Genomic DNA, 15,011 nt, shown 5'->3' with positions numbered 1-15,011 from the left:
AATTGTTATAATTGAAAATAATACTCCGACCCAGACCTTGGCGCTGCCTTCCGCCAGGAATAGACAGCTTTCTCGTCCGCAGGACCGCGGGCGTTTCGCCCAAAAATGATTAATATTTGACCTGACAAAATGAATATCCACACGATTTCCATCCCATCAGGTAAAACCTTGTCAAAAGCCCCGTCCCAGGCAGACCTCACCAATAGTCGGTATAATCCACCTAAACCTACAAAAGATATATTAAAAACGCTCCTTCACCGAAGGCTTATGGACAGAATTAGCAGATTTATGGACATTTGTACTATTGAACACCCTGCGCTAATACTGTAATGATATGACCATTCACTGCTCAAAATCTCCTTTGATCCGTTTAAGGCATGAACATTCCTGACGGATAATTACCTTTGTGCATTAACCTCTTAGGAATCAGTAAACCCCGCTGATAATAAACCCTCTAATGGTGATCTGGTAGCAAGGACATCACCCTTCAGGGCATTCCTGTCACCTATCGCAATCAAAAATATACTACCAGGCACATATCCAGTATTATTAAGCACATATGTTCCCGCCAGTTACTTTAGATTTGCTGATAATTGAGGGAACAACTATCATCCAAATAACCATCGCTAAAAACTGTTCAAATCATGCTCGTCGATACCCTTCCATCTAAGAAAAAACTTGAAACTCATGCCAGCCTGAAGGTGTCGCGGATGAAGCCGGTGATCAAGCCCAGCCGTCCTCACAAGCATGCGGGATACCATGAGCTCATCTTTTTATTTGATGGTGCCGGCAGCCATACCATCGGTGACCAGCGATTTGAGGTGGTACCGCCAAGTGGCTTTTACCTTGGGCCAGACCAGATCCATTGCTGGGACTTCTCCAGGATCCCCAGTGGCTTTGTGCTGATGTTCAAAGAAAGCGCCCTGGCCAGCTATATGCAGAGCCAACAGGTTCTCTTTAACCTTCCTAACCAATTTAAAATCAAGGATCAGGAGATTCTCCTGGCGCTGCTAGAGCAGTTTTATGAAGCTTATAAGCAGGGAGCCTCTGATGGAATATTATATGCCTTTCTGAACCTCATCCTGGTCCAGACCCAGGAGTTCGGCGAGCAGCCAGACCACGCCGCCAGCAGCTTTTCGGAGCAGTTTCTGAATTATAAGGCCTTGGTCAATGAGCAATTTAAGGAAACAAAAAATACTGAGGCTTACGCCAGGCAACTAAATATCTCGATCAAGCAATTGCAGAAAATATGCAAGACCGCCGTCAATGCCAGCCCCACAGAGGTGCTAAAGGAACGGATGATCATAGAGGCCAAAAACCTATTATTATATAGCAATAAGAACGTCAGCGAAATCGCCCTGGAGCTAAACTTCTCTGATGCGTCGAATTTCATTAAGTTCTTCAAAACACATAGCAACCTCACTCCTTTGGAGTTTAGAGGAAAGAAACTGGTATGAGAATCATGTCATTTGCGCCCCGGCGCAATACCATAAAACTACAAAACACGATAAAAGTCATAAGATGAAGTGAGAGAGAGAAAAAGTAGCTCCTTAAGGATTTTAAATCCAGCATAGGTATTTGAAAATGGATAATTTGGAGATTGCTACCATTTTCATCCTAAAATTACCGTAACTATTAATTATTCCCTTAGTAGATTTGCAGCATCATTAACCCATTACATTAGTATGAACACTAAAATACCCGCATTTTTGATTTTATTTTTCCTGGCCCTTAGCGTCCAGGCCCAAAACAGCATCCAAGGCAGGCTGCTGGATGCCAATGACCAAAACCCATTGGAGTACGCCAATGTGGGGGTATATAGCGCTAGAGATAGCAGCATGCAGACCGGTACCATAACTGGTGCTGACGGCACTTTTTCGATAGAGAAACTTCCCAAAGGCAGCTATTATATCGAAGCACAATTTATGGGTTACGAGCTGAGTCGCACCAAGGCGCTGGAGATCAACAAAGGTGACCAGATTAATATCGGGACGCTCTACCTCCAACCCCATCAGGAGTTGCTCGATGAGGTAGAGGTAAATGGCAAGGGCTTCACGACCATGCATAAGATCGACCGCCAGGTGTTTGACGCGGGTTCTTTCCAGTCTGCCCAGGGAGGCAACGCCACGGATGTATTGAGGAATCTACCCTCGGTAAGCATCAATGCTGAAGGCGATATCGCTGTGCGGGGGACCTCCGGATTTGTGGTAATGCTGAATGGCAAGCCTGTGCAATCCGATCCCAAAATGATCCTGGGACAGATCCCCGCAAATAGTATAGAAAATATCGAAGTGGTGACAGCTCCATCCGCCAAATATGACCCAGAAGGCAAGGCCGGCATCATCAATATCCTGACCAAATCCGGATCCATTGACGGCACCTTCCTCCAGGTAAATGGTAAGCTGGGTGCGCCAAGTATTCAGAACTATGACAATAAAGAAAACCCTCAGCGGTATGGCGGTGACTTCACCCTCAACCACCGACAGGACAAATGGGATATCTCTTTAGGTGCCAGCTATTCCAGAAATGACCTTGCGGGACGAAGAGAAGGCAATGTATATACCATCATCGGTGATACGACGACTTATTTCCCTTCGGATGGAGAAAGAAGCTTTGTAGAAAAAGCCTATTCGGGACGCTTTACAGTGGGCTATACTCCGAATGTAAATAATAATTTCAGCATGGGTTTCTATGCCGGCAAGCGAACCAAAGACCGTACCGCCGACATCTTATATTATGACAATCATGCCGATGTGAATGGAGAAGAAATCTACTCCATGCAATATTATAATGAAAACCTGCGAATCCGTCGTGGCGACTTCATCCTCGGTAGTCTGGACTATACCCACCAGTTTGAGAACAAGGCTAAGCTAAGCAGCTCCTTCTTATATGAGCATACCATGCTCGGTGGGCCCACGACCAACCGCAACTTAGGCTATCCGGATACCGACTATGTGTATCAGGATGAATACAATACCAATGACAATCCACTCCACGGCGTGAGGTTCCAGACCGACTATACCGCGGCACCAGGTGCTTTGGGGACTTTTGAAGCGGGCTACCAATTCAGAAACCTCAACCATACCGGGGACTTTGTGTATGAGCGAAAGAACAATGATACCGGTGAGTGGGAGCTGATTCCGGAGTTTTCGAGTAATGTGGACCTGAGCCGTCAGATTCATTCCGCTTATGGATTGCTCAGCGGAGATAAGGGGCCCTGGACTTACTCTGCCGGCCTGAGGATAGAATATATGAATCGGGAGCTGGACCTTAGAGACAAGGCTGCCCTCGTGGATACCACCTATCTCTATGACTTCGTGAAGCCCTTCCCTTCTGCAAGTTTGCAATATGCCTTCTCGGATGACCTGACCATGAGAGCCGCTTATAGTAAGAGAATCCAAAGGACCACGACTTTCAAGATGAACCCATTCCCAGAAAGAGAACACTCTGAAACTCTGGAGCAGGGAGATCCCACGCTATTGCCTGAGTTTATAGACCTTACAGAATTGGGGATCAATAAGGATTTTGGGGATCATTCCGTATATGCTACGGCCTATTATAGCCATATCAATAACCTCGTAAATCGGGTAAATACGGTATATAATGATACCATCCTAAACCGAATCTACTCTAATGTGGGCACAGGAACCTCCATAGGTCTGGAAGCTGGGGCAGAAGTCTATCCTACCAGCTGGTGGAAGATATTTGCCGGAGGCAATATCTATAATTACCATATCAAAGGATCCTTCAATGACAATCCTATCGACAACGACAGCTGGGTATATTCCATCAATGCCAATACAAGCTTTGATATCAGTTCCAGCCTAAGTGTGCAGTGGACGCTCAACTACCTTTCGGCCAGAAACACGGCCCAAGGAGAGGACAGTCAGTTTTACTCCCCCAACCTGACGGTACGCAAAACCTTCCTGGATGGCCGACTGACCACCACCCTGCAATGGCTCAATATGGATATGGGTCTGCTAAACACCAATGAGCAGCGGATCACCACCTGGAATGAAGGCTCTTTCTATACCACTACCAACTACGTCTATGAGGTGGATATGATCATGCTGAACGTCAGCTTCTCCTTCAACCAACTGAAAAATAAGTCTAAGTTTATAAAGTCTGAGTTTGGAGAAAGTGAATTTTAAGGAATAAATCACTTTCGATAATCCTATAGGATCATCCTAAAATAAAAATTTAAGACAGCAGCAGGCTGGTCTTATCCTGATCTAAATGGATCAGGTGAAAGCATAAAAAAAGGCTGTCCCTTTATTCTCTCCTTCCGCCAGAGGGTCGATTGCGATGAGCAGCGACCTAAGCGGAGCTTCCAGTGATACAAAAAATGGAAGCTCGTGTTGGGAAGAAGTTAAGGGACAGCCTTTTACTTATTTTGCCTTGATGATTCCTTCGTCAATCAGATTTTGGAAGGCGTCTTCCATGGTCTTGGTGAAGGGCAGAAAATCAATTCCCAGTTCTCGCTGAATTTTAGAATTATCAGCTTTCCACGGTATATTGACATTGTTTTGTATAAATTTTCTGCTGAACAATTTATTTGCCAGAGGCCCTACGATAAGTAAAACCCACTTCGGAAGAGGGCGAGTAGGAAGTGGGTAGTGCCGGCCGTATTTGGGCAGGAGCGCTTTGGCCATATCCAGGAAGTTCGTTTCATAAGCAGAGGTAATGTACCTACCTTTGGCGGAGGGCAAAAAAGCGGCGTTAAAATGTGCATGAGCCACATCCCTCACATCGACGATTCCAATTCCTATTTTTGGAGCCCCCATTTTCATTTCTCCCCCACCGAGCATTTTAAGGATATTGATACTTTCGGAGGTGGTGTGCTGGGTATTTAGGGCTGGACCGAGGACCAAGCTGGGATTGATGGTCACCAGATTCCAGCGTGACTGAAGTCCTGCCATATCCCAAGCTTTCTTTTCTGCCAAAGTTTTGGAGTAAGAATAAGGCTGGTAATCCAATGAGGCGGTAGTATTCCACACCTCCTCAGTCAGCCGTCCCCCGTAGGCATTGATGGTATCGATCGCATCGGTATAGATGGCCGCACAGCTACTGGTCAGCACCACTCTTTTGACAGAGGATACCTTATTGACGGAGTTGAGGACATTTTCTGTTCCCAGCACTGCCGGATCGATCAGTTCTTTTTGGGGATCCTTGAAATTTGAGGTAAAGGGTGAGGCGGTATGGAAGACCACTTCACAGCCTTGCATGGCCTCGGTATAGCTATCAGGCTCGAGGAGGTCCGCCTTGAAGAAGCTGATCTTCCCCGGAGCCGTGACGGCCATTGCTTTGAGATGGAGGATTTTAGCTTCGTTTTGTGGATTCCTCACGGCAGCATGGACGTGGATTCCCTCCTCCAATAGCCGCTTCACCAGCCAACTCGCAACATACCCATTGGCGCCAGTGACCAGCACTGGTTTTTCTTTATTTATCTGTATCATCTTCTATTCTTTAGGTTCGAATTATCTATTTGGCGCAAAAAACAGACCTAAATGGATAATCCAATTGGAAAATACCACACAAATCCCAGATAAACAGCAGCCAAGGCCAGGTAATATTCCGGCAAAAAACTATTTGTAGGAATCCTTAGTCTCAGACTTAGTCCTTATCGTACTTTATTGCCTAGCCTCAAAGGCCTCAATCGGATAGGGGCTCGGTGCCATGGTAGGTTTCAGCATCGGCAGCTGAGCACCTCTTTCCTTCATCAGCGCCGTCATATCCGCCGCCATTTGTCGGCATTTGTCGGAGTTTTGCTCCGCAAGGTTAAACTGCTCACTTAGGTCATTTGCGATATTAAACAACTCAAATCCCTGCTCCTTATAATGGAAAATCAACTTCCAATCCCCTTCCCTAAGCACGGTGTAGGGAGGATTATAATAAGTATGGGGATAGTGCCATAATAAGGCCCTATCGGTGTTTTCCTTCTCCGGCATCCTCAACTGGCTCACAAAACTCTCCCCATCAAAGGAAGGTAGTCCCTGCGAATCCTGAATCCCGGCCATTTCGAGGACGGTGGGGAAGACATCTTCGATGATCACCTGAGCGCTATTCACCGACCCCGGCTGGCTTATCCCTGGCCATTTGACCAGCAAAGGTACCCTTATGCCTCCCTCGTAGGGGCTTAGCTTATGTCCTCTCAGGGGAATATTCCTTGGCATATTTGGATGTACACCATTGTCCGACATAAAGACCACAATGGTATTGTCCTCCAGCCCACGCTCGGTCAGATGGCTCATAATATCTCCCAATGACTTATCCATACTCTCGATCATGGAGGCGTATATGGCTTCCTCCTGAGTCAATCCCGCAGCCAGGTACTTATCATAAAAGCGCGGATCTGCCTCCCAAGGGGCATGTATGGCATAGTGCGACAGGTATAAGAAGAAGGCCTGGCCAGAGTCCTGGGCTCGGTCCATTTCGGCCTTAGCCTTGATGGTCAGCGCCTCATTCAGGTACACGTCCCTGCCATAAAACTCCTCTAAGCCGGGCACATCCCAGGTGTGATTTCCGGGATTCCGCCATACGGCACTGTAGTTATGTTCTCCCAGATAGCTCCCCGGTCCACCGGCAGCATGCCCTCCAATATTCACATCAAAGCCCAGGTTTAACGGCTCTGCTCCTGGAGTACCTTCAGCGCCCCAGTGTGCCTTGCCCACATGGATGGTGGTATAGCCATGGTCTCTCAGGATGGCCGGCAGAGGGGTGGCGGGATAGGTTTGCGGTACATCCTCCCCCGCTGTCATTCCATTGACATTCCACAGGGGCGGCTGGATGATATCATCGGGACCATCCGGCGACTGATCTCTTTTCAGCGTCCAGTTGGTCACCTGATGGCGGGCAGCATTGGCACCGGTGATCCAGCTCACCCGGGAGGGAGAGCATACCGCGCTGGCATAGGCTTGGGTAAACTTCATCCCTTCGCTGGCGAGGCGCTCCATATTGGGCGTGTGGTATCGCTTATTCAGCTCGGTGATCCGCTCATAAAATGGAACAGAGGTATCCTGCCAGCCCATATCATCCACAAAGAAAAAGACGATATTCGGTGGGCTAGATTGCCCCATGGCCATATTACTGACGAAAATCAATAGAAAATAATGAATCTTAAACTTGCTCAAAATCGCTTTACTACTCATGATACTTATTTAGTGCTATTCCTTCTTTTATTTTTTGGGTCAAGGATTAATCCAAGCTTTCCAGTACAAACCACTGCTGACTATGAGCGGGAATATTGATCGGCAAGCTGATCTGATAGTCCCGATCGAGGGCCAGCTCGACCTCCGCATTTCTATTGTCCTTTAGGCGGACATTATCCTTAATTCCGGTATAATACAGGTCTATGGTGATTTCCTTTTCTATAGGCCGATCAAGGGGATTGTATAGAAATACCATTCCTTTTTCCTTGCCATGGGGATTTACGTGAAGCAGCCCATCATAATCTCTACCATCTGGCCTGCGGATATGTACGATATCGGCATCCAGCACCTCTCGATGTTGCTTATAGAAATCCACCCATTTTTTCACCACCGACTTGGTTTGGGGGCCATCATATAACTGAGGTCCTCTAAAGCAAGCCTGCACCCCCGCGCCAAAAAGATTGGCAAGCCGCTGTTCATAATGGCTCAGGTGGTCTTTTAGAGGTTCAATGGTCGCCTCTTTTCCTCCTCCATGGTATTCCACCAAGGGCACAAACATCCAGCCCATACTCGGGGTTTTGCTCCAGGTGCCATCATAGATATTCTGGCGCTCGATGATCTCCTGCTGGGCACGCGGAAGCGACCAGTTGGTCTCCCGATAGCCCATGCCTGTCTTATTGCTTCCTGCCATAAAGTAATGATCAGGGACGTTCAGGAAGATCCCCTTGGACCTGCTCCATTCATAAAACTCCTGAATGCGCTGATATTGATTCCACTGAGAATCCTCCAGCCCTGAGTGTCCCGGATGATCATGGCTGGCACATACATCCCCGGGATAGCTACCATCATGCTCCAGGATATCCTGACCTGTTTTTTGGTAAAACTGGTATAATTTCTCAAAATAATTGATGCCCCACTCACTCTCTAGGCAAGGGGAATGACCAAATCGGGGTTCCTGTCCCTCTGGCATGATCACATCCTCTTTGGGGCTTATGCTGCGGCTCGCCAGCAGGGAATAGCCCCCTAGGGCAATGCCTTTGGTATGGGCATAATCTGCCAGGGCCTTCATTCTTTCTATATTCTCCGGGCTGTCATTTTCGATTTCAAAGCCACTTCCAAAAGTCATTATCACCATCTCAAATCCCACTTCGGCGCATTGATCAATAGCCTTCTTCACGGATACATCATCGGCCTGGCGCACATGCATCATGATGGGATTTTCGGTCACCCATGGAGCCTGACTGCGGTACATCCGCTTCGTGGCTAGGGCCTTTCGCTCCCTGTCCCAGCTGTCATGCATAAGCTCCCAGGTCCTAAAACTCCTCAGGGTATCCCCAGTTTGCAGGGTTTTGTTGGGCCCGATTTTAGGGTAGGCCTCTAGCAATGCCGGGGTTTGCAGACCATAATTCACCTGCGTCTCATAGGAAGGATCGGTATTCCAACTGATGCTGCTCGAATACAAATTATCATCGGACATTCCTCCAAATCGGTAATCCGTCTCCACGGTGATATTGGGCTTAATCCATTCCACCTTAGCATCCACGGCACTCTCCTCCTCCACCAAGGCCAATATCTCACTCTTGAAGCTATTTACTGTGATGGGATGTCCCGACTGATTTACCAGCTCTATCCACTTAGACATCAAAGGAATCCCGTCATAAATCTCATAATACACCTTCACCTCCAGGGCCTTCAGGTAGGCTAAAGACTGTTGTCCCTCTTGCGAAGAGTTTACCGGTCCCAGCACACTTACCTTACTCACCCTGCTTCTCCCCTGAGGACCCGGCTCCGAATAGTCCGAAAACCCTCCTTTAGCATCCATCTTCCCCACTCTAAAGCTAATAATAGCCTCCTCCGGATCGAGGGAAAAGCTATCTAAAAGACGAAAGTCCTTTCCTTCCTCGGCATAAGAAATCCGTAACCCTTCGGCAGTCCTCTCAGCCCTTAGGCTCAGCTCTTTCCCTGGATCAAAATCTCCGTGATACTGCTCCTGATTCCCATCGTATCCTCCGATCTTACGATCACTGGCCCTTAGGTTGGCCTTCAGCACCTGGCCTGACTGAGTCACCAGGGCCATCCCAATGCCCCAGCTGGCTGCCTGGTCAGTACCCGCAAATAATGTAGCCATCCAAACCTCTGCTTGTCTGGGGCTTTCTATTTCGGCATATACCGATTGATTGGCCAGAGCCATGATCTCTCCGGCCTTGCCCTCATTGATGAAGGAATTTCTCTCATCCCCTTCAGAGGCAAAAATCTTCCATGAAGAATGGTCCCCTTTAAACTCATCCACAAATAAAACATGACGGGCATCATCGCTGATAGCTTGCGCTGCCAAGGCCTGGATCATCTCCTCGGTGCCGCGATAGGTAAACACCATCCTTTTGCCGGGTGCAGGCCAGGGAAGGTCCTTCGGCATCCATTCCCTGCGCTTCATCCAGTCAAACCGCGCTTGGGTAGGTCCCGACTCATATTTCTGAAGCTTAAATGCAATAGGCCTGGCTTCCATGCCTTCTATCCATTCTTCCAAAAGATAATTGTGAATAGGCTGGCCTTCCAAGCCACCCACGGGAAGGATATGGCCATCAATCTCCAGGAGCGCCTCCGGCTGTATCGACCGAAGGAGCTGCTCCCCGGTCATCAGGTTTTCTATTCCCACGGTGGCTCCTGCTTTTTCGATGTCAAACACCCTGCTGATTAGCCCATTGGACAGGACCAGCTGTCCATGAGCGTTTGTATAGATGGCGGATTTTTGGCTAATGGGATCCACCAGCCAGTCGCCTTTGGTCTTCACTGAGGCCGCATCATAAGAGCCAAAGGTGCCTTTACCCTGTCCATAGAGGTCAGCACCTACAAAGCCAAAGCCTATCATTATCAGCAGGAAATAATTGATTCTAAGCTTAGTCATTTCAGGTAGTATTTATAGTATGATCGGCTATCGCCATCTTAAATCCATAAGTAAAAGGTCTGCCCTCCATTTCTCCCACCTCATAGGAATTGGGAAAAGAAGAATTTTGAGAGATCCTATCATCAGAATGGAATATTCTATTTAAGGTGAAAGCAGCGCATTCGGCTTTATCCTTTAAGTAAGATCGTGTACTAAGCCTTATTGCGGGGCATAATACTCATTTATCTGCGAAGAGTGAAACAATTTATCCCCAACACTTCAAAGCCACCACACTATCAAGCGGATCCTTTCAAAATACATTTGACAATATTTCAAAAATAAATATCTTTTGTTTCCTTTCTTTCTTAAATTTATGCAAAAGATTACAATTTACCAGAAAATTTTTAATCAAAAACACACCTTCTTCCTCAAACCTATCAGGAAGATATGGCGAATTGAATAAAATAATCGGGTAATTCAGAGTGCTTAAGATTTCCCTATCTTGAGGATTTCAGATGATGAAATAAAATTAAACCTATTATTATCAACAATAAACCACTGTATATGAGCAAATTACTTTCCCCCAAAGGACTTCCACTTATAGCATCGGCTATTTTGATCATGTCATTGACCTTTATGATGGGCATTTCGGCAGAGGCACAAAGCGGTCTTCAGGAGGAGGCCTTGATCGTCCCCCGCCCCAATCAAATTTCCTTTAGCGCCAGCACCTTTATTCTACCGAAAAAACTAAGAATGGTGGTCAGTGGACCTGAGCAGGAGAAGGCAGCGGGGTTTTTAGGTACCTGGCTTGCCAGAAACACCAAAACAAAAGCTAAAACTACGACCTCATCCAAAGGAGAGCTGGTCTTTACGGCAAGCGATGACTTAGCTGATGAAGCCTACCGACTAAGCATTGATGAGGATCAGATTTTGGTGGAAGCTTCCGGCTATGCTGGGTATTTTTATGCCATACAATCCTTAAAGCAGCTGATCAGGAACGCATCAGCAGAGACTACGGGACGGATAGTACTTTCAGGCATGAAAATAGAGGATGCACCGCGGTTTGCTTGGAGAGCCTATATGCTGGATGAGGCGAGGTATTTTCAAGGCGAGGCTTTCGTGAAGCAGCAGCTGGATGAGATGGCTGCGCTCAAGATGAATGTCTTTCATTGGCACCTCACTGACGATGCCGGCTGGCGGATAGAGATCAAAAAATACCCCAAGCTTACCGAAGTGGGTGCTCAGCGTACCGATTCGGAGATTGGCGTCTGGGGAAGTGGCAAGACCTCCGGGGAAGCTCATGGCGGTTTTTATACCCAGAAGCAAATCAAGGACATCGTCCAATATGCCCTGGACAGGAATATCACCATTGTTCCAGAATTTGAAATGCCTGGACATAGCTCTGCAGCCATTGCTGCTTATCCATGGCTAGGAACGGCGAAAGAAGCCATTGTGGTGCCGGTGAAATTTGGTCGCCATTATGACAATTATGATATCACGGATCCTAAAGTGATCACCTTTATCCATGAAGTATTGAACGAGCTATTTGCTCTTTTCCCCTCAGAGGTCATCCATATCGGCGGGGACGAGGTCGGGTATAAGGTCTGGGAAGACTCTGAGCACGTGCAGCAATACATGAAAAAAAATCAGCTCGCCAGCCCAGCAGACTTGCAGGTTTCCTTTACCAATCAGATCTCCCAATATATCCAGCAACAAGGACGCAGGATGATGGGCTGGAATGAAATCATGGGAATCAATATTCATAATGACTTCGAAGAGAAAAAGCACGATGAGGAAGCTGAAACCGAACTCGCCAAAAACGTGATCGTGCATTTCTGGAAAGGAAATGTGGAGCTAGCCACCCGTGCTGCCCAAAAGGGTTATGGCATCGTCAATTCCCTGCATAGCCAAACGTATTTGGATTATCCATATAAAAGCATCTCCTTGGAAAAAGCCTATAGTTTTGATCCTGTGCCCTCGGACTTAGATGAAAAATACCATAAAAACATCTATGGGCTAGGCTGCCAAATGTGGACTGAGTGGACACCCAGCACCAAGGATGTAGAGCGACAAACTTACCCAAGAATTGCCGCCTATGCCGAAGTGGGCTGGACTGAGCTTGACCAAAAGGACTTTGAAAGCTTCCAAAAGGCCCTGAAAAAGGTTAAAGAAGGATGGCTGGAAAAAGGAATAATTGTAGGTGGATTATCAGCTAAGGACTGATAAAACTAATATCCCCAAACGCAATCATTAAACGGCCATCCTACTATTGATTACCAACAGCATTCAAGCGTCTCTTCAGCAAAAAACGGCTGGAGAGACGCTTATTTTTTGACTGCAATAAATAGAAGAGAGGAACACAAATCCTCTCTAACACTTTTCACAGCGGTAACCTAGGCACCCTTTACAGTGGGTAAACCCCGTAAAACCTATGGGCGCAGCAAAAATAAAAGCCCAAATAATGCGAAGGGCATAATTTGGGCTTTTTGAAATAGTACTATATAGCATCAAATACTTAATCCACCAGCAGGCCAATCTCAGCGATGGCCGCGTGGGAATGTCCACCTGCTATCCTTATTGCTTCGATTTTCAGGTACCTAGTCTTTACAGGTTTCTGGAAATGTATCGTTCTTTTTTCTGGATCATTAATCAAATTCCCTAGCTCAAAACTCTCGATTAGGGTCCACTTTTCACCATCCTGACTACTGTAAATCATGCCTTTCTCTATCATCCCTTCCTTATCCATGACAGGAGGGCTATAAGTAAAACCACTAATACTCACCTTTTGAGGCAATTTGATGGCAATATATTGACCTTCTCCACCTTCGGCTGATTTCCAGTAAGTGGATGGGTCACCATCAATGGCAAGGCTGGAAGGCTGGTCTGCCAGGGCACTACTGGCTTGGGCGATCAGCCACTTTTCTTTAATCAAGCCAAATTCCTGCACTTCCACCGGCCCCAGAGCGCCCTTATTGATGGCGATGGCCTTGACCTCCCCATTTTCTAAAGTGAAGGGACCTTGATATACTACCGATTTAGGGCCGGGATTGCTACCATCAAGGCTGTAATAAATCTCCATATCCTGATTGAGTTCCCCTGCGATATCCTGATCATAAGTCTTCCAGCCAAAGTCCTGTGGTTTCGGAGAAATGCTGACCAAGCCTTTCAAGGATCGATTAATTTGCAACTGTGGTGGGCGGCTATGATAATAGTAAACCGCCACCTTACTGATCGCCACGGGCTCATATCGAGCCTCGTCTATTTCTATGCTGATTTTGGAGGTGGTGATTTCAGGAAAGCGTAAGATATTCTTATATCCAATATTTTTGCCTTTGGCAATTACTTTTAGCGAGCCCCCAACTTCCGCCTTCACGGTAAATGCCGCTACCCTTTCGCCATGTTGGAGAATCTCCTCTTGGATCACCAGTCGATTGATTTTCGTGGGAGCAGCCAGGCGAATTTCTATAGGCTTTGCCCCTATTTTTTGCAGCAGATAACTGGACTCGTCCTCATCCAGAATCTCCTTGGGGCCTTCTGCCCTTTCCATCAAATCAGTACCATAGGTTTCCTTGATTCGCTTGCCGACCTCTCTCAAGACCTCCACATCCCTCTGTGGAAAAAGCCCCTCTCTATTGGGAGGAATATTCAGGAGGAAAATGGTATTTCCCCCAACCGACCTTTCATAGATATCAAATACATCATCCGCACTTCTGACCCCTTGCTCATCATCATTTCTATAAAACCAGCCTTCACGGATGGAGGTATTGATCTCGGCAGGCTGATAATGCAGAAACTTGGCGGGATACAAATTCTCCATTGCCGCGACCTGCTCGCCAGTGATATCGGCGAAGGAATTCATCCTATTCGGATCCTCCTGATAGGGGATGGTATTCCACTCCACCGCGCGGGTGCGGCCAGACTCATTGCCTCCCCAGCGGATGTCCTGCCTGCCAAATATCACCGCTTCCGGCGCTAAGGAACCAATGAGTTCCTTCCATGAATTATAATCATAGGTCTGCCCTCCTTTGGTCTTAGGATGAGCTCCGTCAAACCAAACTTCATGGATCGGCCCATATTCGGTCAGCAATTCAAACAGTTGGTTTAAGAAATACTCATTATAATCATCCACTGTAAAAGTGAAGGTCTTTGGATTTTCAAAAGGACGACCCTCTACTTTTCGAGGAATCTCACGGCTAGTTTTTTCACTCAAATTGCCATATAGACCTTCCGGATGTTCGATCTGATATAAGTCTGCCGGAGACAGGTAAACGCCGAGCTTCAATCCATATTTTTGGCAGGATTTGCTCAGGTCTGCCAAGACATCCCCATTGCCTTCACGGAAACCTGAGGACATCAAGCCGTGCTCGGTGTATCGGGATTGCCATAATACAAAGCCATCATGATGCTTTACAGTCAAGATCACCTTGGTCATGCCTGCATCACGCATGGCCTTGCACCACTGGTCGGTATCAAGATCCTGAAGGGCAAACACCTCTGGAGATTCCATTCCAGAACCCCACTCCATTCGAGTGAAGGTATTAGGTCCAAAATGTACAAAAGCAATAAACTCATCCTGAAGCGCTGCATATTGATTTGCTGTAGGTACCACATGTGCAGCCTTGATCCGAATACTATCATGCGTATCATCCGCGTCGATGGAATAGGTGGATAAGGGCGGCAAACTATTTCCCTCTCCCTGGGCAAAAACCATCCCCGGAACTATCATCATAAGGGCACACATCATGGACCTATTGAAAGTCATCTTCATCTTCATACTTCAAACTATTATAATTGATATATTCTATAATATGCTATCCTCAGAGAAAGCCAAAATCGATTTATGGGATTAATCTCTTAGGATATCGCAATAAATTTCCTTGTGGAATTGCAGGCATTAATCCATGCTTTTCCCCACTTGGAAAAGTGGGCAATGAACCCTTTTTCTTGGGATGCAATGGACGGAACCAATGATTATAGCA

Annotated in this window: 7 protein-coding genes; 3 read left to right on the top strand and 4 right to left on the bottom strand. The window is 46.9% G+C overall.

Annotated elements, in window-relative coordinates; translation table 11 throughout:
- Nucleotides 1-644: 644 nt before the first annotated feature.
- Together B050_RS0108330 and B050_RS0108325 are read left to right on the top strand one after the other, a co-directional pair.
- Entirely contained in the window at nucleotides 645-1,457 is an 813-nt protein-coding gene (locus B050_RS0108330; RefSeq protein ID WP_018473453.1) for a helix-turn-helix domain-containing protein, read from the top strand.
- Between the two features lie 228 nt (nucleotides 1,458-1,685).
- Nucleotides 1,686-4,151: a TonB-dependent receptor domain-containing protein gene (locus B050_RS0108325; RefSeq protein ID WP_018473452.1), complete on the top strand. Its 2,466-nt coding sequence runs from the start codon at nucleotides 1,686-1,688 to the stop codon at nucleotides 4,149-4,151.
- 237 nt (nucleotides 4,152-4,388) lie between these two features.
- Here B050_RS0108325 and B050_RS0108320 read toward each other — a convergent pair whose 3' ends face one another.
- The 3 genes from B050_RS0108320 to B050_RS0108310 form a co-directional block, all read right to left on the bottom strand.
- On the bottom strand, nucleotides 4,389-5,456 hold the full coding sequence (locus B050_RS0108320; protein WP_018473451.1) for an NAD-dependent epimerase/dehydratase family protein: 1,068 nt from the start codon (nucleotides 5,454-5,456) through the stop codon (nucleotides 4,389-4,391).
- A gap of 174 nt (nucleotides 5,457-5,630) precedes the next feature.
- Nucleotides 5,631-7,148, bottom strand: a complete 1,518-nt coding sequence (locus tag B050_RS0108315) for a sulfatase (RefSeq protein ID WP_018473450.1) — start codon at nucleotides 7,146-7,148, stop codon at nucleotides 5,631-5,633.
- Nucleotides 7,149-7,194: 46 nt separating this feature from the next.
- The gene (locus B050_RS0108310) at nucleotides 7,195-10,053 is read right to left on the bottom strand and encodes a hypothetical protein (RefSeq protein ID WP_018473449.1); all 2,859 of its coding nucleotides are present in this window, start codon (nucleotides 10,051-10,053) and stop codon (nucleotides 7,195-7,197) included.
- Between the two features lie 543 nt (nucleotides 10,054-10,596).
- On the opposite strand from B050_RS0108310, the gene B050_RS0108305 reads away from it, so the two are divergent.
- Nucleotides 10,597-12,255: a beta-N-acetylhexosaminidase gene (locus B050_RS0108305; protein ID WP_018473448.1), complete on the top strand. Its 1,659-nt coding sequence runs from the start codon at nucleotides 10,597-10,599 to the stop codon at nucleotides 12,253-12,255.
- Nucleotides 12,256-12,547: 292 nt separating this feature from the next.
- Here B050_RS0108305 and B050_RS0108300 read toward each other — a convergent pair whose 3' ends face one another.
- A complete protein-coding gene (locus B050_RS0108300) occupies nucleotides 12,548-14,806 on the bottom strand; it encodes an alpha-L-fucosidase (protein ID WP_018473447.1) in 2,259 nt (752 codons plus the stop codon).
- Nucleotides 14,807-15,011 lie beyond the last annotated feature (205 nt).

Origin of the sequence: Echinicola pacifica DSM 19836, from assembly GCF_000373245.1 — a bacterium.
Classification (GTDB): domain Bacteria; phylum Bacteroidota; class Bacteroidia; order Cytophagales; family Cyclobacteriaceae; genus Echinicola; species Echinicola pacifica.
Note: the sequence above shows the minus strand (reverse complement) of the source record. Positions and strands in the feature narration are given on the sequence as shown.

Coding starts and splice junctions, on each gene's coding strand:
- B050_RS0108330 (WP_018473453.1), top strand. CDS start 645: ATGCTCGTCGATACCCTTCCATCTAAGAAAAAACTTGAAACTCATGCC.
- B050_RS0108325 (WP_018473452.1), top strand. CDS start 1,686: ATGAACACTAAAATACCCGCATTTTTGATTTTATTTTTCCTGGCCCTT.
- B050_RS0108320 (WP_018473451.1), bottom strand. CDS start 5,456: ATGATACAGATAAATAAAGAAAAACCAGTGCTGGTCACTGGCGCCAAT.
- B050_RS0108315 (WP_018473450.1), bottom strand. CDS start 7,148: ATGAGTAGTAAAGCGATTTTGAGCAAGTTTAAGATTCATTATTTTCTA.
- B050_RS0108310 (WP_018473449.1), bottom strand. CDS start 10,053: ATGACTAAGCTTAGAATCAATTATTTCCTGCTGATAATGATAGGCTTT.
- B050_RS0108305 (WP_018473448.1), top strand. CDS start 10,597: ATGAGCAAATTACTTTCCCCCAAAGGACTTCCACTTATAGCATCGGCT.
- B050_RS0108300 (WP_018473447.1), bottom strand. CDS start 14,806: ATGAAGATGAAGATGACTTTCAATAGGTCCATGATGTGTGCCCTTATG.